17 protein-coding genes are annotated in these 20525 nt (G+C 41.5%); 5 read left to right on the forward strand and 12 right to left on the reverse strand.

The features are described 5' to 3' along the window. Both CD03_RS0119875 and CD03_RS0119880 read right to left on the reverse strand, forming a co-directional pair. Positions 1-897, reverse strand: a complete 897-nt coding sequence (locus CD03_RS0119875; protein ID WP_027295128.1) for a carbohydrate ABC transporter permease — start codon at positions 895-897, stop codon at positions 1-3. A 113-nt stretch (positions 898-1010) separates the two neighbouring features. Further along, the gene (locus CD03_RS0119880) at positions 1011-2363 is read right to left on the reverse strand and encodes an ABC transporter substrate-binding protein (RefSeq protein WP_027295129.1); all 1353 of its coding nucleotides are present in this window, start codon (positions 2361-2363) and stop codon (positions 1011-1013) included. A 710-nt stretch (positions 2364-3073) separates the two neighbouring features. Here CD03_RS0119880 and CD03_RS0119885 point away from each other — a divergent pair. Further along, positions 3074-3718: a YesL family protein gene (locus tag CD03_RS0119885; protein WP_027295130.1), complete on the forward strand. Its 645-nt coding sequence runs from the start codon at positions 3074-3076 to the stop codon at positions 3716-3718. Between the two features lie 82 nt (positions 3719-3800). Here the strand turns inward: CD03_RS0119885 and CD03_RS0119890 are convergent, their stop codons facing one another. Then, on the reverse strand, positions 3801-5996 hold the full coding sequence (locus CD03_RS0119890) for an alpha-galactosidase (protein WP_027295131.1): 2196 nt from the start codon (positions 5994-5996) through the stop codon (positions 3801-3803). A 354-nt stretch (positions 5997-6350) separates the two neighbouring features. On the opposite strand from CD03_RS0119890, the gene CD03_RS0119895 reads away from it, so the two are divergent. Then, on the forward strand, positions 6351-7709 hold the full coding sequence (locus CD03_RS0119895; protein ID WP_027295132.1) for a citrate/2-methylcitrate synthase: 1359 nt from the start codon (positions 6351-6353) through the stop codon (positions 7707-7709). Then, positions 7696-8172: a MarR family winged helix-turn-helix transcriptional regulator gene (locus tag CD03_RS0119900; protein WP_152614285.1), complete on the forward strand. Its 477-nt coding sequence runs from the start codon at positions 7696-7698 to the stop codon at positions 8170-8172. The genes CD03_RS0119895 and CD03_RS0119900 overlap by 14 nt, the downstream gene beginning before the upstream one ends. A 91-nt stretch (positions 8173-8263) precedes the next feature. Here the strand turns inward: CD03_RS0119900 and CD03_RS0119905 are convergent, their stop codons facing one another. The 6 genes from CD03_RS0119905 to CD03_RS0119930 form a co-directional block, all read right to left on the reverse strand. Continuing rightward, a complete protein-coding gene (locus CD03_RS0119905; RefSeq protein WP_027295134.1) occupies positions 8264-8902 on the reverse strand; it encodes a cytidylate kinase-like family protein in 639 nt (212 codons plus the stop codon). Between the two features lie 82 nt (positions 8903-8984). Continuing rightward, positions 8985-9695, reverse strand: a complete 711-nt coding sequence (locus tag CD03_RS0119910; RefSeq protein WP_027295135.1) for an ABC transporter ATP-binding protein — start codon at positions 9693-9695, stop codon at positions 8985-8987. A gap of 13 nt (positions 9696-9708) precedes the next feature. Next, positions 9709-10467, reverse strand: coding sequence for an ABC transporter ATP-binding protein (locus CD03_RS0119915; RefSeq protein ID WP_027295136.1), 759 nt, complete (start codon positions 10465-10467; stop codon positions 9709-9711). 2 nt (positions 10468-10469) lie between these two features. Beyond that, complete coding sequence (locus CD03_RS0119920) at positions 10470-11441, reverse strand: branched-chain amino acid ABC transporter permease (RefSeq protein ID WP_027295137.1); 972 nt, start codon at positions 11439-11441, stop codon at positions 10470-10472. 8 nt (positions 11442-11449) lie between these two features. Then, entirely contained in the window at positions 11450-12337 is an 888-nt protein-coding gene (locus CD03_RS0119925) for a branched-chain amino acid ABC transporter permease (RefSeq protein ID WP_330373895.1), read from the reverse strand. 374 nt (positions 12338-12711) lie between these two features. Then, on the reverse strand, positions 12712-13926 hold the full coding sequence (locus tag CD03_RS0119930) for an ABC transporter substrate-binding protein (RefSeq protein WP_027295139.1): 1215 nt from the start codon (positions 13924-13926) through the stop codon (positions 12712-12714). A 331-nt stretch (positions 13927-14257) separates the two neighbouring features. On the opposite strand from CD03_RS0119930, the gene CD03_RS0119940 reads away from it, so the two are divergent. Next, complete coding sequence (locus CD03_RS0119940; RefSeq protein WP_027295140.1) at positions 14258-15100, forward strand: hypothetical protein; 843 nt, start codon at positions 14258-14260, stop codon at positions 15098-15100. A gap of 107 nt (positions 15101-15207) precedes the next feature. Here the strand turns inward: CD03_RS0119940 and CD03_RS0119945 are convergent, their stop codons facing one another. The 3 genes from CD03_RS0119945 to CD03_RS34170 all read right to left on the reverse strand — a co-directional run bounded on the left by CD03_RS0119945 (position 15208) and on the right by CD03_RS34170 (position 19019). Next, a complete protein-coding gene (locus CD03_RS0119945) occupies positions 15208-15927 on the reverse strand; it encodes a response regulator (RefSeq protein WP_027295141.1) in 720 nt (239 codons plus the stop codon). Further along, positions 15924-18608 (reverse strand): sensor histidine kinase, encoded by a 2685-nt coding sequence (locus CD03_RS0119950; RefSeq protein WP_027295142.1) that lies wholly within the window; start codon positions 18606-18608, stop codon positions 15924-15926. Before CD03_RS0119950 ends, CD03_RS0119945 begins: the two co-directional genes overlap by 4 nt. A 228-nt stretch (positions 18609-18836) precedes the next feature. After that, a complete protein-coding gene (locus tag CD03_RS34170; protein ID WP_044289531.1) occupies positions 18837-19019 on the reverse strand; it encodes a hypothetical protein in 183 nt (60 codons plus the stop codon). 251 nt (positions 19020-19270) lie between these two features. Between CD03_RS34170 and CD03_RS0119960 the strand changes: the two genes are divergently transcribed. Then, positions 19271-20488: a 6-phosphofructokinase gene (locus tag CD03_RS0119960; protein ID WP_027295143.1), complete on the forward strand. Its 1218-nt coding sequence runs from the start codon at positions 19271-19273 to the stop codon at positions 20486-20488. The last annotated feature ends 37 nt before the right edge of the window (positions 20489-20525 follow it).

Raw genomic sequence — 20525 nt, forward strand, 5'->3', positions numbered from 1 at the left:
CTAATTATAATGAACCCATTTTTTCTGCGCAATCATCTGGAATACGGTAATAATCATGATTACCACCAGGAGCAGCACAACAATTGTAGAACCATAACCGAGATTTTTCTCCGTAAATGAATAGCGGTAGAACAGATATACCAGTGACTGTGTCTTTTCCAGTGCAGGATTTGATTTATCCATAACCATGAAGATCAGGTCAAAAACCTGTAATGCGCCGATTACTCTTGTTACCAGTACAAAGAAAATGGTTGGAGAGATCAGTGGAATGGTAATGTGGAAAAACTGCTTGATTCCGGTTGCCCCGTCAATTTCTGCAGCTTCGTAATAATCATGAGGTACTTCCTGCAAACCGGATAAGAATAATACCATATTATATCCGATTATAGACCATACCCCGATAACCGCTATTGCAAATACTGCAATTTTAGGATTGGAAATCCAGTTTGTTTTTGTATGAAGCAGATTATTGATCAAACCAAAATCAGAGTTATATAACCATCTCCATACCATGGCAATCGCTGCCGGAGCCGCAACCATCGGCAGGAAGAAAATCGTTCTGTATACACTGCGCCCTTTCATCTTGCGATTTAGCAAAACAGCCAATATAAGGGCAATTGCAATTGAAAAAGGTACTTCTACAATTGCATATTTAAAGGTATTTAACAGTGCCTGCCATACCTGTCCGTCTGCAAACAGTTTTGTATAATTGGCTGCACCAACGAAAATATTACCTTTACCAAAATCACCCGTCTTGAAAAAACTCTGATAAATTGTCTGAATGATCGGGATAATATTCAAAACAATCAAACCTATCATTGTTGGTAATATAAATGCCCAGCCCCATAAAAACTCATTGCGGGCACGTGCGGTTCCTTTAGCTCCTGGTTTTGCCATATTCTCACTCCTCTTTCTATGTATTGCATTTCATCCTGAGAAAACGTGCCGGCGTCAGCTCTACCACTACGCCAGCACCACGCTCTCAGCTATATCATTATTTGTAAAAACAATTACTCTTCGGCAAGAATTGCATTCATTTCTGATGCTGCTTCTTTACAAGCATCTTCCATGCTCTTTTCACTGGTCCATGCACTCTTTAATACTTCATTTACTTTATTTTCCCAGGTAACTGTCTTTGTAGAATATGGTCTGATAACCATGTTTTCCGGTTTCATAACATCCAGGAAAGACTGGAGATTGAATTCCGGTACAGACTGTGCCCATGCATCAGAGGTTCCGTTATAAGCAGACATGGTTACACCTAACTGAGCCTGTTTTTCCTGCGCTTCTTTGGAACCTAAATATTCGATTAACTGCCATGCTTCATCTGTATGGGAACCATTTGCTGAAGCTGCCCATCCAAGACCGTTATAGATCGTTTTTCTTGTTCCGTCTGCAGCACTTGGAATAACGGCAAAACTTGCATTAGCTTTTGAATATTCATTGTCACGGTAGTACGCTACCATCCAGGAACCCTGCGGAATCATTGCAACTTTACCTGAAGTAAATAATGCTTCCGGATTTGTCTCAGACATTGTCTCCTGGCTTGGCATAGAACCATCTTTAATCATCTGTTCGATAATCTGCATACCTTTGATTGTATTTGGATCGTCATAGCCGGAAGTTTTCTTGTCATCGCTGATAACTTTACCGCCCATATCATAAATCATATTGTAATAACCATCCTGGTTATTGGAATTACGAATCGCGGTACCATACTGGCTGCCATCCTCTTTCGTGAGTTTTTTAGCAGTTTCCACAAAAGTATCCCAGGTCCAGCTGTCATCCGGATAAGCAACTCCTGCGTCATCAAACATTTTCTTATTATATACCAATGCTACGGTATCCACGTCCTTTGGCACTGCATAATACTTATCGTCATAAGTATACAGGCCCCAGATATCTTCCGGATAGTTCGCCGGGTCGATCACATCACTGCCTGAAATCTTATCTGTTAAATCTAATAACATGTCGTTGGACATATATCTGGAACTTTCGTTAGAGTGCATCCAGAATACATCCGGTAATGTTCCGCCCTGGGCACCTGCTTCTAACAGTGTCCAATACTCGTCCCAGGTTACTACCTGAAGGTTTGTCTTAATTCCGGTCTTTGTTGTGAAGTCGCCAAGAATCTCATTGATACCCGGTTCCTGGTTTGCATCCCAGATCATAACGGATAATGTATCTCCGGAAGCAGTATTCTCTGATGCTGCTTCACTGTCACCTGCTGCCTGAGTTTCACCCGCAGCCTGTGTCTCCGGTGCTTTTGTTCCTTCCGTACTTCCGGAACCACCGCCGCATGCGGTAAGGGATAAAGCCATTGCTGCTGCCATAGTTAAAGTTACTACCTTTTTCAATTTCATACTTATTTCCTCCTATAAAAATAAATATTGTCTATAGTTCCAAATTTCTCACCATTTTTCATTCGGTGTTTTCTAACTTGTCCTTATTATAACAAATATGGTAAAATGTTAAATGGTTAATCGTAGTGTTTTTATGTCAAAATGTTATTTATCCATAAATAAACTTATTTTTTATGTGCATTTTGACCACTCAAAGGGTTTCCCTTTAAAATTTTCAAAAATGTGCATTTGTTTTTTGCACATTATTGCTATCTTTCATATATTTTTTTGTGCATTTTTATATTTTAGCACCATGTATATATCACATTTTTCCATGTTTTTTATTGTATTCCATGTATATCCGACATTTTTCCATAGCATTTTTATTGAAATTCTTCTTCATTTTACACAATCGAACAATATATTTTGACAGAAACGGCACACGTCTTGATCACTATTCTAGCCAGATTCCAAAATAAAATACTTTATCATACTGTTTTTCCTCATATTACCTGCCATAATTTCAATTTCTGATTATAAACGGGACATATTATAGAATGTGTAAGAATATATCTTTCTTCAAATTAACATAGATTGTTTACAATATACCATTGCTATTTTACCAAATTGTACTTATAATTTTTGACAATGATTTGTAACATCTGCTATACTATATTTCTTATTAAAAATACAGTTATTCTGTATGAGATACCAGAAAGGTGGGACCATTTATGGGATTCTTAAACCCTGACAATTTTTTAAACAGATTTTTCGGTAAAGTAGGTGATATTATTACTTTGAATATCTTATTTATTCTCTGCTCCATACCGCTGTTCACCATTGGAGCATCGGCTGCCGCACTCTACTACTCCTGTATGAAGATTATAAAAGGAGATGAAACCGTGGCTCGAAAAGATTTTATAAAGTCTTTTAAAGAAAACTTTAAGCAATCGACTATTGTTTGGCTGGTATTTGTCGTAATTGCCGTAATGCTGATTTTTAATATACAGTTTTTAGTTACACAGCAATCCTCCTATGGAAACATCCTCAAATATCTTTCCTACGGTATATCAGCAATTGTCGTATTTGAACTGCTTTACATTTTCCCGGTTATCGGAGCATTTGCAAACACCACAAAAAACCTGCTGAAGAATGCATTTTTATTCACTTACATGCACATTCCTTCCACATTAGTTATGGCCCTGCTATGGGTGATTCCATTAAGCCTGACATTTACGGATTTGAAACTGGCTCCATTATACTTGTTCTGTTGGTTTTTCTTTGGATTTGCTCTTTTAGCACTGATTTGTTCCTGGTTTTTTTATAGGATTTTTAAGAAATATCTTCCTGCAGAGGAAGATATAGAAACAGCCTGAATCAAAAATCTAAGAAATGAGCAATTACGATTAAAGGCTCTGGCATTTCACATCATGCCAGAGCCCTTTTTACGTAACCGGGTTATGAAACTTCTGTAAGCAGAATCTCCACAGCCTGATAATCACCACTTGTACGCGGGAATAATATACCACCGTGCATAAGGGCTTTACCGCTATGAATTTCATCGGTTCCATTTACACGGTAAATCTTATCCGGATCCAGACCTTTTAGCTTCACATGTATTCTCACCATGTTCGCTTTTGCATGAAGTACCACACCATGCAGAAGGGCCTCTGATTTATCTTCGGAAACGTATTCCCAGGCTGCATAATCATCCCGTTCAAATGGATTGGAAAGACGATAGTAATCACCATAGTGAATCAAATCGTAGTATTTTTTGAACCTCTCTATCTGCTCTGTTACCATCCCTTTTTCTTCATCGGAAAGCTTGTTCAAATCAAGTTCATAGCCAAAGCTTCCAGCCATTGCCACTACACCTCTGGTTTCAAAAGGAGTCAGCCTTCCCGTCTGATGATTGGGAACTGCCGAAACATGAGATCCTACGGAAGAAATAGGATATGCGAAAGATGTACCATACTGAATCTTAATTCTTTCGATGGCATCCGTATCATCACTGCACCAATACTGAGGTGAATAATAAAGCATTCCCGGATCAAAACGTCCGCCGCCGCCGCTGCAGCCTTCAAACAGCACATCTGGATATTTCCCTGTCAACTTTTCCAGAAGATCATAAAGTCCAAGAATATAACGATGTGGTATCTCTGCCTGACGGTCTTTTGGAAGGTCTGCGCTGTACAAATCACAAATGCTGCGGTTCATATCCCACTTTACATATTCTATATTAGCGCTGTCCAGAACTTTACTGATCTTCTCAAACAGATAATCCCTTACATCTTCTCTTGTCATATCCAGAACCAGCTGGAAGCGGGAACGGTTAGGCTTCCTGTCTGGCATGGTAAATGCCCAGTCCGGATGTGCCCGGTATAAATCACTGTCCTCGCTTACCATTTCCGGCTCAAGCCAGATTCCAAATTTTAATCCCAGGTCATTTACCTGTTTAACAAGTGGTTCCAGCCCGCCTTTTAATTTCTGTGTGTTTACATACCAGTCACCCAGTCCGGTATTGTCATCATTTCGAATACCAAACCAGCCGTCATCCATAACCAGCATTTCAACCCCCAGACTTGCAGCACCTTTTGCAATTTCCAACAGCTTTTCTTCATTAAAATCAAAATAAGTTGCTTCCCAGTTATTTAGAAGAACCGGCCTTCTCTGCTTCTTGTATTTTCCCCTGCATAAATGATTCTGGTAGGCTTTATGGAGTTTTCTCGACATTGCACCTAAGCCTTCCCCACTGTAAACCATCACAACCTCCGGGGTTATAAATTCATCTCCCGGCTGTAATGTATAAGCGAACTTCTGGCTGTTGATGCCCATAACTGCTCTCACCTGATTCAACTGGTCCAGTTCAATCTGCGCTTCAAAATTACCGCTGTAAACCAAAGAAATTCCATAACAGTTTCCGTAATCTTCCGTTGCCTCTTTATCACACAAAATTACAAACGGGTTGTGATGATGGCTGGATGCTCCTCTTGTACTGCCAACTGACTGGATTCCATGAAAAAGAGGAACCCGCTCCATCTGACGCTCCATGGCATGGCGCCCATGGAAATGCATCATATCCCAGTCACCATAGGGGAGATCCAGGCAGACAGAAGCTGCTTTTTCTAAGCGAACAGGCTCCTGATTCCCGTTTTTAATTTTCACTGCTCTTGTAATGATATCAAATTCTTCCCAGACACTGTAGTATAAAGTAACCTCCAGATCAGTAGCAGTGTCCTTTAATAGAATTTCCAGGGTGTCCGCATCTTCTTTCTCACCATACATAGCCGGTAGTCCCTGGAGCGCATATTTTCCAGGTATTATGCGATAAGATACATAACGCAGGTCAGTTCCCCGTGTACCGTCTGCATTCTCTACTTCAATACTGTTAATGCGGTAATCTCCCACTCCATTACTGGTATACTCCTGAGGCTGTACATCCAGTGAAAATGTCCGGTCTCTGCCTGTCTCATAAGGATTTCCTGCAAATGACACATCCCACATCTGTGCAAGATATCCCATATCTTCCTCATCAGTCTTCCCTCCATAATACTGATGAAGAAGTATCCCCCAAGCATTTACTTTCATCTGATAGGCAGCGCTATCAGTAGTTAAAGTAAATAACTTCTGTTGTTCATTTACTGCAATTCCCATATTTATTCTCCTTTTCCTCTAAGAACCTGTATAAAAATCATTAATGAAAACGGACTGTATATCGTGACAGATACATTTTTTATACGCTCTTGTGATTTTTTTAAATCTTATCATATATTATGATTGAAATGAATGGAGTTTTCACGCGAATACATGGGAATTTGTGAATTCCTACTCACAACTTGCTGGAACTGTGAAATAAAATATAAAATTTTCCTAAAATAGTTGCATATGCAAGCATTTTATGGTATTCTTTTTTTAGTTGCATGCGCAATCATTTGCACTTGCTTATCAGAACCAGGTCCTGTGCTCTGGCATTTCTGAAATATTTTTGAGAAAAGGAGATTGATTTATATGAACTATGATAAAGAACAACAGGAACTAAAGAAATTAACCGATCTATGCAAAGAAAATGGTAAAATCGACCTTGAACTCTACGAGAAGTACAACGTAAAAAGAGGCCTCCGCGATATTAACGGCAAGGGTGTCCTGACCGGTCTCACCAAAATATCGAATATTCAGTCTTCTATTGAAAAAGACGGAAAGAGTTATCCTTGTGAAGGGAAACTTCTGTATCGTGGTGTAAATGTACAGGATCTCGTTCAGGGCTTTATTTCAACAAACACCTATGGATATGAAGAAACAGCTTATCTTTTAATTTTCGGTAATCTGCCAAACCAGAAACAATTGGATGATTTCAAGGAATTACTCGGAAGTTATCGTACACTTCCAACAAATTTTGTCCGTGACGTTGTAATGAAGGCTCCAAATAAAGACATGATGAATTCCCTTGCCAAGAGCATTCTCACACTGTCCTATTATGATCCGAAAGCGGATGACATCTCTGTGGAAAATGTACTGCAGCAGTCTCTGAAGATCATTAGCGTCATGCCTATGCTTGCCGTCTATGGATACCATGCTTTCAATCATTATGAGTGCGATGAAAGTTTGTACATACATCAGCCGGATCCGACCCTTTCCACTGCTGAAAACCTTTTAAGACTGCTTCGTCCGGATAAAAACTATTCTGACCTGGAGGCTCGTGTCCTGGATCTTGCTCTAATCCTTCACATGGAACATGGAGGCGGTAATAACTCCACCTTTACCACTCACGTAGTTACCTCTTCCGGAACAGATACCTATTCCGCAGTTGCAGCTGCCCTGGCTTCCCTGAAAGGACCAAAACACGGCGGTGCAAATATTAAAGTTGTAGAAATGATTCAGAACTTAAAAGAAACCGTCAGTGACTGGACCGACGAAGATCAGGTACGTGACTACCTTGAAAAATTAATGCGGGGTGAGGCATTTGACCGTAAGGGCTTGATCTATGGTATGGGACATGCTGTTTATTCCATTTCCGATCCAAGAGCACAGGTGTTAAAATCCTTTGTTAAGCAGCTTTCCGAAGACAAACATCGGGAAGAAGATTATAAATTATACTCCATGATCGAGAACATGGCTCCTCGCATCATCGCCGGAGAACGGGCAATCTACAAAGGTGTCAGCGCCAATGTGGACTTCTACAGCGGATTTGTATACAGCATGCTGGATATCCCGGAGCAGCTCTTTACCCCTATATTTGCAATTGCCAGAATTGTAGGTTGGAGCGCACACCGCCTGGAAGAGTTGATGAATATGGGGAAAATTATCCGTCCCGCATACAAGAGTGTTCTGGATGACGGTGATTACATTCCGATGAGTGAGCGTAAATAAAATGAATACCGATGATGATATTATTTATCCTATAAGCCGGCTCGCATCATCTCTGTACCGCTTGAGCCAGCGGTATTATGACCGCGAGCTGGAAGAAATAGGAATCAGCGGCGGCCAGCAATTTTTTCTGCTGCACATAGCTGACCATGAAGGTATCAGTATATTAGATCTGGCCGGAACCGAACACTTTGACAAAGGAACAACTGCCAGAGCCATTCGGAAACTGGAAACACTCAAGTATGTTGTTCGTGAAAAGGATAAATATGACAGAAGGATCAGCCGCCTTTTCATTACCTCCCATGGCAGGGACGCAATCCAGAAACTTTATGAAGTTCGAAAAAAATGGAACCGGATTCTCACTGAACACCTGACCGATTCAGACGCCCGGGAAGTAGAACGAATCATGAAGATTCTAATCGACAATGCCTGGAATTATCTGGAGGGCCCAAATCCTGCTAAATAATAAAGCCATTTATTCAAAAAACTCCATAGCCCATTTTTTCAATGGGTTATGGAGTTTTTTATTCCTTCCTGTCATTAGCTATAAGCCATTTTCAAACAGGCTCTAGCATTTCACGAAAGCGAATTTTAATATATGCTTCGATCTCCTCGACACACTTATCAAATCCCAGTTTACTGCTGTCCAGACACAAGTCATAATTTCTTGCATCATTCCATTCTCTTCCCGTGTAATAACGATAATAGTCTCCACGGTATTTGTCCGTTTTGGCTATAAATTTCTCCATTTCCTTCCATCCAAGGGAGGACCGCTCCAAAGCTCTCGCCATACAATAGGTCTTCGGTGCATGTACGAACACACTGACAACATTTGGATTGTCCCGAAGAACAAAGTCTGCACATCGTCCGATCATGACGCAGGATTCTTCCTGTGCCAATTCCTTAATTACCTTTGCCTGGTAATTGAATAAATTGTCATTGGATACAAAATCATCACTTTCCGGCGGAATCAGCTCTCCTTTGTAAACCTTTTTTGTGATTCCAAACAGCGGACTGCTTTTTAACTTTTCATCTGCCTGGTTAAACAGTTTTTCATCAATACCGCTTTCATCGGAAGCCATTCTTAAAATCTCCCTGTTATAGCAATTGATACTGTTTTTCTTGGCAAACATCTCACCAATTGTCTTTCCGCCGCTGCCATACTGCCTTGCAATCGTTACTATTACATTTTCCATAAGGACCTCCTTTTTTGCCATCTCTTAAATATCATTGGCAATCCCCGCCAAGCTGCCCGGACAGGCACGATAGTTCGGCCTTTTACTCTCCAAGATACGCTTTCTTAATGGAATCATCCATCATTAAAACAGATGCTTTTGCTTCTTTTACAATATTACCTGTTTCCAGTACATATGCCCGGTCGGCTATAGACAATGCTTTTTTTGCATTCTGTTCTACCAGCAGTACGGTTGTGCCGCCTGCGCTGACTTCTTTGATAATATCAAAGATCTCATTTACAAAAATAGGTGACAGACCCATAGATGGCTCATCCATTAAAATTATCCTGGGATGTGACATCAAAGCGCGTCCCATTGCAAGCATCTGCTGCTCTCCACCGCTAAGGGTTCCGGATAACTGATTCTTTCTCTCCTCCAAACGGGGGAATCTCTTATAAACCATATTCAGGGTAGATGCTATCTCTTCTTTATCTTTTCTCGTATAAGCTCCCAGAATCAGGTTCTCATATACACTCAGGTCTGCAAAAACACGGCGGCCTTCCGGCACATGAGCCATTCCCAGCGTTACAATTTTATGTCCGGGCAGCTTCGTAATATCCCTGCCTTCAAATTCAATCTTACCTGCTTTAGAAGGAATCAATCCTGTGATCGTATGAAGTATTGTAGTTTTACCGGCACCGTTTGCTCCGATCAGTGCAATAACTTCTCCCTCGTTTACTTCAAAGGAAATACCTTTAATCGCCTGGATTACACCATAATTTACTTTCAGGTCAGTAACACTTAACATAGCCATTGTAATCCACCTCCTATTCGCCCAGATATGCTGTGATTACTTTCGAATCATTAAGCACATCCTCAGGTTTTCCATTTGCAAGTTCCGTACCAAAATTTAATACATACAGATATTCACAGATTCCCGCAACCAGCTTCATATCATGTTCGATCAAAAGAATTGTAACATGAAACTTTTTCCGGATCAGCTCTATCGTATGCATTAACTCTGCTGTTTCATTTGGGTTCATCCCGGCAGCCGGTTCATCCAGCAGAAGAAGTTTTGGTTTTGTAGCCAGGGCCCTGGCAATCTCCAGCTTCCTCTGTTTTCCATATGGTAAATTTGATGCCAGAACATCAGCATATTGATCCAGTTCAAATACTTTCAGGATCTCCGTGGCATGTTCATCCATTTCTTTTTCTTTTTTCGCAAAAGATCCCAAATGCAGGATACTTTCAGCAAGGGTATACTTAATTTCATTATGAAGGGCCGCCTTAACATTGTCAAGCACCGACATCTGAGCGAACAGACGGATATTCTGAAATGTCCTTGCAATACCTGCCTGGCAGATCTGATCCGGCTTCAGCCCTACCAGACTTTTCCCGTCCAGGGTAATCGTTCCATCCGTCGGAAGGTATACTCCGGTGAGCAGGTTGAATGCCGTTGTCTTTCCTGCACCGTTTGGTCCGATCAATCCAACCAGGCTGCCCTCTTCAATACTCATATTCAAGTTATCTACCGCCCGAAGTCCTCCAAAGGAGATACCCAGGCTTTTCACTTCTAATAATGCCATACTTATACTCCCTCCTTCCGGACTTTGTCAGACTGCCGCATGTTTCTCTTTTCCATCATCATTTTCTTGAAGGAAGAGTTATTAAACAGCATAAGCGCAATCAGTACAATCGAATAAATCAGCATTCTGTAATCTGCAGCGCCGCGGAGTAATTCCGGAAGTGCTGTCAGTATCACGGCTGCAATAATAGAACCTTTAATATTTCCCATGCCGCCGAGTACCACCATAACCAGAATCTCAATAGATGTGTTATAATCAAAATTAGCCGGTTTCAAAATACCGATATTACCTGCATATACAACACCGGCCATACCAGCCAGGAATGCAGCCACAACAAATGCCATAATTTTGAATTTACTGACCGGAATACCAACTGCCTGGGCAGCCACATAGTTATCTCGTACTGCGCAGATAGCACGTCCATGTCTGGAATTAACCAGATGGGCTACTACAATAATCACAATCATCGTCAATATAAATACCACTGTGAAGTTTCGGTATGTAGTGTTTAAAGGAATCTTGGAAAGACCTTTTGCACCACCTGTAATTCCAGTCATGGAGTTAATAATTGACTTGATAATCTCACCAAATCCCAGAGTTACAATTGCCAGATAATCCCCTCTCAGTCTGAGAACCGGAATACCAATTAACAAACCAAAGAGAGCCGCACAGATACCGCCTACCAATAGTCCAAGAATTAGGCTTACCAGAGATGGCAGATTCTTCGTGCCTATCATGACAAGCGCTCCGGTATATGCCCCAATCGACATAAAGCCGGCATGCCCAAGGCTTAATTCACCTAAAAACCCAACTACCAGGCAAAGTGATACAGCCAGCATGACATAGGTGCAGATCGGGATGATCAGGGACATCATCTGGCGGCTCAATACTCCTGCATTAACCAGTACCATAACGACAGCATAAACTGCAACTGCAATCACTGCATTTATAATTAATTTCTTCTTGTCTTTCATGATCCCACCTACACTTTCTCAATCTTCAACTTGCCAAGCAAACCTGATGGCTTCACAAGAAGTACGATAACCAGAACGCCAAATACAATTGCATCTGCCAGCTGTGTGGAAATATACGCTTTGGAAAGACTTTCAATCACGCCCAGGAGAATCCCTCCAAGCATTGCGCCAGGAATACTTCCTATACCGCCAAGTACTGCAGCTACGAAAGCCTTTATTCCCGGAAGAGCTCCCAGTGTGGGCAGCAGTGTCTCATATTGTGCTATAAATAAAATTCCCGCAACTGCTGCCAGCGCAGATCCAATTGCAAATGTCATAGAAATTGTTTTATTTACGCTGATTCCCATCAGTTCTGCAGCACCTTTATCTTCCGATACCGCACGCATCGCCCTGCCGGCCTTTGTCTTGTTAATAAATGTTGTCAGGGCAATCATACAAACTGTAGTTACAACCAGAGTTACAATTGTAATTCCGGAAATGTTAAGCGAACCAATCTTAACAGAGGGAACTTTAATAATCGAGCCAAACGGAATCGGGGTTGCCTTAAAGATCAGCAATGCCAGATTCTGCAGCAGATAACTGACACCAATGGCTGTAATCAATACAGCCAGCGGCTGTGCATTTCTCAGAGGCTTATATGCCACTTTTTCAATTACAACACCCAGGACGGCACATACTATTATTGTCAATAAAATGGCTGCAACCGGGTTCAGATGCAGCAATGCCACGAATACATACAGAGAGTAAGCTCCTACCATAATAATATCGCCATGGGCAAAGTTAATCATTTTCGCAATACCGTAAACCATCGTATAACCCAGAGCAATTAAGGCATAGATACTTCCTGTTCTCAAACCATTAATTAATTGTTCTAAAATATTGTTAATCAGGTCCATTTCTCTCCACCTTTCTCAATTCATTAGTTATCTAAACTAACTTTTTTTATTGTAATATAATTAAGATGTGCTTGCAAGAATTATCGAGAAAAAAATGAAATTTACCATTTATTTGTCGTAATAAATATGCATTTTTACCCTGTAAAGGGATATTTCCTCCAGATCACATCGAATTTCTCCCGTCGAACAAATGTCTGTCTGCAGCAAACACTCATCTGTTAAAAAAAGAAGACAGCTTTTCCTCACTGTCTTCTTTTTTCTCAGAGCATATTCTAAATTGCTCTCTGACAACTGTGCGTCACACTTTGCTGGAGATTCATTCCAAAAAAGAAGGACACATTTTCTAAAGATACTGATGCCAAAATGTGCGTTCCTTAGTTATCTGTATACTTATAAGCTCCGTCTTTTACTTCCACGAATTTAACTGCTTTAACTGCAGATCCAGCTGCTTCAAAAGTCATACCTTCACCGGTCAGTCCATCAACAGAAATTTCAGGCATAGCTGCAATTAAATCTGCACTTTCAATGGTTCCTGCTTTTTCCATTGCTGCTTTGAATGTATATACAGTATCGTATGCATCTGCTGCGAACTGGTCAGGAGTTGCTTTATAAGCATCCTGATAAGCTTTTACGAAATTCTGAACTCTGGCATCATCTACCGTTGCACAGAACGGGCTGGAGAAGATACATCCTTCTACGGTAGATTTATCTGTTACTGTGTCTAAGACACCGTCCCATCCGTCAGAACCGATAAACTGAACGTCAATTCCCATATCAGCTGCCTGTTTTGTAATATAAGTTACGTCCTGATAATACGCTGGAACATAGATTGCATCTGCATCTGTTCCTTTAATTTTTGTCAGCTGAGTGTTAAATTCAACATCATTTGTCTGGAATGCTTCGCTGGCTACAATTTCCGCGCCTTTTGCCTTTACTTCTTCTTCAAACGCAGCCTGAAGTCCTGTACTGTACTCATCCGCTGCATTATAAATAACTGCAATTTTCTTTAATCCAAGTGTATCTACAGCGTAGTCTGCCATAGCCACACCCTGTGCCTGGTCTGAGAAACAGATACGGAAAGCATTGTCATTTGCAATACATCCGTCTGCTGAACCGGAAGGTGTGATCTGAAGGATACCATCCGCATAGGTCTGATCAACAATCGCCATACAAGCTCCGCTGGTTACACCGCCCATAACAGCATTGATTCCCTTATCCATTAAGGAATTGTATGCCTGTGTTGCTTTGTCTTCTGTTGCTTCATCATCTGCGAATTCTAATGCAAATTTATAAGTTTTATCACCAGCTTTTACTCCGCCGGCTTCATTTACTTCTTTAATAGCAATTTCAGCACCCTGTTTTACGCTGGTTCCGTAAGATGCTGCTGCTCCTGTAAGAGGTCCGATACCCCCGATTAAAAATGTCTCTGCATCGCCTGTATCTGCAGCCGCTTCATTTCCTGCCGCCTCTGTTGTGCCTGCAGTTCCCGCTTCCGTTGTCTTCGTATCACCGCCGCCGCAGCCTGCCAATGATGCAGCCACCATAGATGCAATTGCAATTGCGCTCAAAAACTGTCTAAACTTTTTCATAATAATACCTTCCTCCTTTTGATCTTTCCCGAAACACGCATTCAGGTTGACGCTCCCTTATGAAAATCCAGGGACTTTGCGTATAATAATACCTCCTTATAAATTCTTTGTCAATCCCCATTTTACCGTGTATGCATGAAAATAAATCCCTGTTATCTGCATGTCCCGCTCCGGTGTACAAACGTACCGAAATTCGTCCGCACAGCCCGGAATAATGAATTTTTTCGTGATACCTCTTAATTCCACTATCTTATTTTCCTTTTTATGTTATAATTCATTTAAATACAAAAATTTAAGAATATTCACCCCCAGAAAGGAGATTCTTCCCCTGATGAAGAAAAAACTGAAATGCATATGGAAAGCTCTTGGCATGGAGCTGAGAGAACACAAGAGTTCATTTTTGGTCTATTTTGTTTTACGGGCACTTGTAATTATTATGATGATTATGCAGCTCTTTAACCAAAACTATGAAAATGTATTCCTGTGCGTACTTACCCTGCTGCTTCTCGTAATTCCAAGTTTTGTCCAGATGGAGTTTAAGATCGAGCTCCCGACAGCTTTAGAGATTATTATCCTTCTCTTTATATTTGCAGCCGAGATCCTTGGAGAAATAAAATCATTCTATATCCGCTATCCAATGTGGGACACCCTTCTCCATACCATGAACGGCTTTCTTGCTGCGGCAATCGGTTTTTCACTGGTGGATATACTAAACCGGAGTGAAAAAGTTAAATTTGAGCTGTCTCCTATTTTTATGGCACTGATTGCCTTTTGCTTTTCCATGACGATCGGCGTACTTTGGGAATTTTTCGAATGCGGTATGGATTTGTTCCTGGGCTTTGATATGCAAAAGGATACCATTGTAAACAGTATCTCTTCTGTTATGCTGGATCCCAGCGGAGGGAATACGCCATACACCATAGACAATATTACCAGTGTTATTATTAATGGTAAGGACCTTGGTCTGGGCGGTTATCTGGATATCGGTCTGCTGGACACTATGAAGGATATGTTTGTAAACTTCATTGGAGCTGTAGTCTTCTCCATTATCGGATTTTTCTATGTGAAAAATCGTGGCAAAGGTAATTTTGCCCGCCGTTTTATCCCACATCGCAAAAAAGCTAATGCTGATTTTCTACAGATTGCGGAAACTGAGGAAAACGAAGAAAAATAACTCCCAATGGCATTTGGAATGAGAACACCTTATTCATTGGAAAAAGGGCAGTGAAAGATTTGCTTATTACGGTAAATCTTCCACTGCCCTCTTTATATAATAACTGATTAAGCTTCCATATTATCCGTTCTAACCATACGGTATCCGATTCCAATATGGGTCTGGATATATTTTGCATGTTCCTTATCCGGTTCTATTTTTTTACGCAGGGTGGCCATGTATACCCGCAGGGATGACAGATCACTCTCCAGTGCATTTGTCCATACTTTATCCAGTATATACTGATGTGTCAGGACTTTCCCCACATTTTTAGCCAGCAGGCAAAGCAGGTTATACTCCATTGGCATCAGATGAATCTCCCGGTCACCAACTTTTACAGTCGCCGAAGAGTAATCGATCTCCAGCTCACCATTTCGGAAAACCGCTTCTTCTACATTTCCCTTTGACTCCAGATACTGAATCCTTCGCAGTGTAGACCGCAGTCTGGCTAACAGTTCTTCTACACTGAAAGGCTTGGTAAGATAATCATCCGCTCCTGCATCCAGTGCCTTGATCTTATCTTTATCATCGTTTCGGGCGCTGATCACAATAATAGGCGCCACAGACCAGGAACGTATTTTTTTAATCACTTCGATACCATCCATATCCGGCAGTCCCAGATCCATAAGAAATATGTCTGGTTTGGCAGATACGGCGCTCATGATTGCCTGGGTGCCGTTCACGGCTGTCTGATATTTATAATTCTGAGTCTCCAGAGTTGTTGTAATAAGGTTTCTGACTGGTGCATCATCCTCAACTACCAGTATCTGTGGTTTTCCATTAATCATGTTAGGTGTACCTCCTCCGCTTTTAGCGTAAATCTGAAAATAGTTCCATGGGGTATGTTGTCATGTATGGTGAGATCTCCTGCGTGGGCAGTAATAATAGACTTACATAATGCCAGTCCCAGCCCCATACCTCGTCTTCCATCCGCCACAGAATTATTTGCAGTATAAAACATGTCAAACAGGCGTTTCTTATCTTCATCGGGAATTCCATTTCCATTATCCGCAATTTCTACCAAAACACTGCCATGCTGACGCTTAGTAATGATCGTGATATGTGATCCGGGAGGTGTATACTTAATTGCGTTATCTACCAGATTGATAAACACCTGGACAATCAGCTTAATATCCATCCTGGCAACCAGGAGATCATCCTCCTGCTGCACCTCTATATGATGCTCCTCCGCTTTTCTGCTGATATGACTCAGCGCTTCTGTAATTGCCTCATCCATTAGCTCTGCCTGCATATTCAGCTGCATGGTTCCATTATCAATACGGGTTACGGAAAGGAGATTTTCCACCAGATTTATCAGCCACATAGAATCATCATAAATATCAATATATAATTTCTTCCTCTGTTCTTCACTGATTTTGTCTTCATTTCCAATCAGTACACTGGCATTTCCTGAAATACTGGTGAGTGGTGTCCGAAGATCATGGGAAATGGAACGTAATAAATTGGCACGCAGCTGTTCCTGCTGCAATTTAATTGCAGCTTCTTTTCTCTCTGCAACTAACTGATCTTTTTCAAGCGCCAGAGCACATTCATTTAGTATTGCACTCATAATTCCCGCCTCAAATGCCTGAAGTTCTTTTCCTTCCATATCAATCCCCACTACAGCAAATACCCGTTCGCTGCTTCTCACTGCCAGATACATACACTTCACTCCGGGCAAAGTTGTTGTAGAAAAACCAGCATGCTTATTATTCTTAAAAACCCACTGGGCTACTGCCCGTTCTTCCTTCTGGTCGTAATAAAAATCACTCTGGCCATGACTTGATTTGAAAACAATCGGTTCAGCGTCATTCAGGGGATTCCCAAGATAAAATACCACATTGCGCTCTAAGAGCTTGCTTAACTGCCTTGCCGTACTTAAGGAAATCTCCTTTGCATCCACCGCTTTTTGCAGTTTCTGGCTGGTTTCCAGCAAAATCTCTGTCCGGTAAGATTTCTTCACCGCCTGCTTTGCCTGATCTTTTACCTTTTGTGTTAAAGTAGCTCCTATCAGCGCAGAGAGAAACATGATTCCAAAAGTTACTATATAAGAAGGATCATTTACAGATAATGTCTGTTTGGGATCAGTAAAACAAAAGTTAAATATTATAACACTTAATATACTGGACAGCAAACTGCAAAGCTTAGTTCTGGTTACAAGGGAAATCGTCAGAATCCCCAGAATATAAACCATAATCAGATTGGCATCGCTGAATTTCCAAAACGAAAACAAATAGGCAATGGCAGTGGAAATTCCTAATATCCCTACCGAGATCAGAGCATCAGCTACCAGTGCTTCCGGCGAAATCGCAGCACGGAACCTTTTTTTACGGTATTTCTTTTTATACGCATCCGGAATAACAAAAATCTCCAGCTGGGGTGCCAGTCTGGTAAGCTTTTCAGAAAAACTTTCCTTCATGGAAAGCCACGCCCTCTTTGTATTTGTCCTTCCAAGAACAATTTTTGTTACCCTTGCTACTTTGGCATACTCTGCAATCTGTTCTACAATATCGTCCCCATAAGAGGTCACCGTCTTTGCCCCCAGCTGTTCCGCCAGTCTGGTATTAATGCGCAGTCTCTCCACGTCCTCTTTTGTATACTGGGTAAAGTCCGAGTTCTCCACAAAAAAGGCCGTAAACTTCCCCCGGAACGCCGAAGCCATCCTGGCTGCCTGACGGATTACCTTTTCGTTGGATGGTGCCGGAGACAAACAAATTAAGATATGCTCTGCCGCCCCTGCTTCTCCGGTCTGAAAGGACTTTTCCTGTATCAGATTAACCCGGTCCGCCATACGCCTCAGGGCAATCTCACGCAGCGATACCAGATTGTCAGTGGTAAAGAAATGATTCAGTGCCTGCTCTGCCCGGCTCTCTTTATATATTTTACCTTTTCGTAACCTGTCCAGCAGATCCTCCGGCTCAATATCTACCAGCTCCACCTGGCTTGCCTGGTCAAACACAAAGTCCGGAATCCGCTCCTTTACCACAATCCCGGTAATTCCGTCCACAAGATCTATCAGGCTTTCCAGATGCTGCACATTTACGGTAGTGTAAACATCTATGCCTTCTTTTAACAGTTCCTGGATATCTTCATACCGTTTCTTATGCCTGCATCCCTCTCCATTTGTGTGAGCCAGCTCATCCACCAGAATCAGCTGGGGTTTTCTCGCCAAAGCCCCATCTAAGTCAAATTCATTCAGAGTGATATTCTGATACCGGATCTGAAGCTGCGGCAACACTTCCAGTCCCTGAACCAGCGCTGCCGTATCCGGTCTGGCATGTGGTTCTATATATCCTGCAACAACATCCAGACCGGCTTTCTCTGCCTCATGGGCAGACGCAAGCATGGCATAGGTTTTCCCTACGCCTGCTGCATATCCAAAAAATATCTTTAATCTTCCTTTTGTCCTGGATGCTTCCTCTTCCAGCTTCTTCAAAAGAACGTCTGGTTTACGGTACTCTTCTGTCATGGCTCACACCTTCCTCGGTAACAGTATAGCACATCTGTTTTAAAAATCTATTCCTATTTAGCAATTCCATCTTATACCAAGTGAACTCAGATTTAAAGTTCATAAAGTTTAAATTGAATACACTCACTAATGATATTGCCGATTATAACAGACCAGATATTAAATAGGCATAACAGATATGGCGCCTGACATTAAAATCACATTAAAATTGCATTAAAATTACAGCTCTTACATGATCCCAAGAGCTTTGTACACCAGCCATATAAGAGTACCTCCCGCCAGAGCAATACCTCCTACAGTTAAAATTAATAAGAACGCTACAGCAATCTGTCCAAATATCATCGTAAATAATGGATGGCGGTCAACTGCTCCCCATAAATTTGTTTCATGCAATGCTAAATACTTTTTCATAATCCTGCACCTTCCTTTGTCGGAATAACCTCTTTCTCTCCTGAATATGGCTTTAGTATAGCAATATTCAGATTAAATGGGTGTAAGTGTAGGGATCCCTGCGTTAAAATCAAATTAAAATATCTATTTTGCCGAAACTTAATATTTTCTATATACAAAATGCACCTGGTTGTTGTAGAATAACTATATATGGAGATGGCAGTATATGGGAGTGTACATGCCCTCCTGAAATAATGAAAGGGGTATCTATCATGAAAAATTTAATCGTTGGACAATCCGGCGGCCCGACAGCCGTTATAAACAGCAGCCTGTTTGGAGTCATCAAGGAAGGATTACAACACAAGGATAAAATCGATCATGTATATGGTATGATTAATGGAATTGAAGGATTCTTAAAGGACCATTACATGGATTTAGAAACTGACGTAAGTCAAGAGGCCCTGCAGTCCCTGCGCATCACACCCGGCGCATTCCTGGGATCCTGCCGTTATAAACTTCCGGAGGATCTGGAAGATCCCGTATATCCGGAGCTCTTTAAAAAATTCAAGGCACTGAAGATAGGTTATTTCTTTTATATAGGAGGAAATGACTCTATGGATACCGTAAGCAAACTATCACGCTATGCAGCAAAGCATAAGAGTACCATTCGAATCCTGGGGATTCCCAAGACCATTGATAATGATCTGGTACATACGGACCATACGCCCGGCTTTGGAAGTGCTGCAAAATACGTAGCATCTTCCGTCTGTGAAATAGGTATCGATGCCTCTGTATATGATACAAAATCAGTTACAATTGTGGAGATTATGGGTCGTCACGCTGGCTGGCTGACTGCTGCCGGAGTGTTGGCACGTAAATTCGAAGAGGACAACCCTGTGCTTATTTACCTGCCGGAAGTTTCCTTTGATCAGAATCTCTTCCTGGAACAGATAAAAAAAGCACTGGAGAAAAAGAATAATCTGGTGGTTTGCATCTCCGAAGGTATACATGACAAGGACGGGAAATTTATCTGCGAATATGCCAGTGAAGTTGGTACCGATAATTTTGGACACAAGATGCTTACCGGAAGCGGCAAATACCTGGAGAATCTGGTAAAAGAGCATCTGGGTGTTAAAGTCCGCTCTGTGGAACTGAATGTAAACCAGCGCTGTTCCACCTTTACCCAGTCCCTGACAGATGCAAGAGAAGCTGCTACAGCCGGTTCTTATGCCGTCACGGCAGCCCTGGATGGAGAAACCGGAAAAATGATTGCTTTTAACCGTTCTGCCGGAACACCTTACGACATTTCCTGTGGGCTTGTAGATGTAAATGAAGTGTGCAATAAAGAAAAAACCGTTCCCCTTGAATGGATTATTAATGATGGCACCGACATCAGCACCGATTTCATCAATTATGCATTGCCGTTAATTCAGGGCAATTCAGCTATTCCAATGAAAAACGGTCTGCCAAATTATGCATATCGAAAATAACGTAAGCAAAGGCACCTGGAAATCCAGGTGCCTGATT

This window comes from Robinsoniella sp. KNHs210 (genome assembly GCF_000686105.1).
Lineage (GTDB): Bacteria > Bacillota > Clostridia > Lachnospirales > Lachnospiraceae > Robinsoniella > Robinsoniella peoriensis.

Excerpts from the sequence above, each read along its gene's own strand:
- CD03_RS0119875 (WP_027295128.1), bottom strand. The coding sequence starts at position 897 with ATGGCAAAACCAGGAGCTAAAGGAACCGCACGTGCCCGCAATGAGTTT.
- CD03_RS0119880 (WP_027295129.1), bottom strand. The coding sequence starts at position 2,363 with ATGAAATTGAAAAAGGTAGTAACTTTAACTATGGCAGCAGCAATGGCT.
- CD03_RS0119885 (WP_027295130.1), top strand. The coding sequence starts at position 3,074 with ATGGGATTCTTAAACCCTGACAATTTTTTAAACAGATTTTTCGGTAAA.
- CD03_RS0119890 (WP_027295131.1), bottom strand. The coding sequence starts at position 5,996 with ATGGGAATTGCAGTAAATGAACAACAGAAGTTATTTACTTTAACTACT.
- CD03_RS0119895 (WP_027295132.1), top strand. The coding sequence starts at position 6,351 with ATGAACTATGATAAAGAACAACAGGAACTAAAGAAATTAACCGATCTA.
- CD03_RS0119905 (WP_027295134.1), bottom strand. The coding sequence starts at position 8,902 with ATGGAAAATGTAATAGTAACGATTGCAAGGCAGTATGGCAGCGGCGGA.
- CD03_RS0119910 (WP_027295135.1), bottom strand. The coding sequence starts at position 9,695 with ATGGCTATGTTAAGTGTTACTGACCTGAAAGTAAATTATGGTGTAATC.
- CD03_RS0119915 (WP_027295136.1), bottom strand. The coding sequence starts at position 10,467 with ATGGCATTATTAGAAGTGAAAAGCCTGGGTATCTCCTTTGGAGGACTT.
- CD03_RS0119920 (WP_027295137.1), bottom strand. The coding sequence starts at position 11,441 with ATGAAAGACAAGAAGAAATTAATTATAAATGCAGTGATTGCAGTTGCA.
- CD03_RS0119925 (WP_330373895.1), bottom strand. The coding sequence starts at position 12,337 with ATGGACCTGATTAACAATATTTTAGAACAATTAATTAATGGTTTGAGA.
- CD03_RS0119930 (WP_027295139.1), bottom strand. The coding sequence starts at position 13,926 with ATGAAAAAGTTTAGACAGTTTTTGAGCGCAATTGCAATTGCATCTATG.
- CD03_RS0119940 (WP_027295140.1), top strand. The coding sequence starts at position 14,258 with ATGAAGAAAAAACTGAAATGCATATGGAAAGCTCTTGGCATGGAGCTG.
- CD03_RS0119945 (WP_027295141.1), bottom strand. The coding sequence starts at position 15,927 with ATGATTAATGGAAAACCACAGATACTGGTAGTTGAGGATGATGCACCA.
- CD03_RS0119950 (WP_027295142.1), bottom strand. The coding sequence starts at position 18,608 with ATGACAGAAGAGTACCGTAAACCAGACGTTCTTTTGAAGAAGCTGGAA.
- CD03_RS34170 (WP_044289531.1), bottom strand. The coding sequence starts at position 19,019 with ATGAAAAAGTATTTAGCATTGCATGAAACAAATTTATGGGGAGCAGTT.
- CD03_RS0119960 (WP_027295143.1), top strand. The coding sequence starts at position 19,271 with ATGAAAAATTTAATCGTTGGACAATCCGGCGGCCCGACAGCCGTTATA.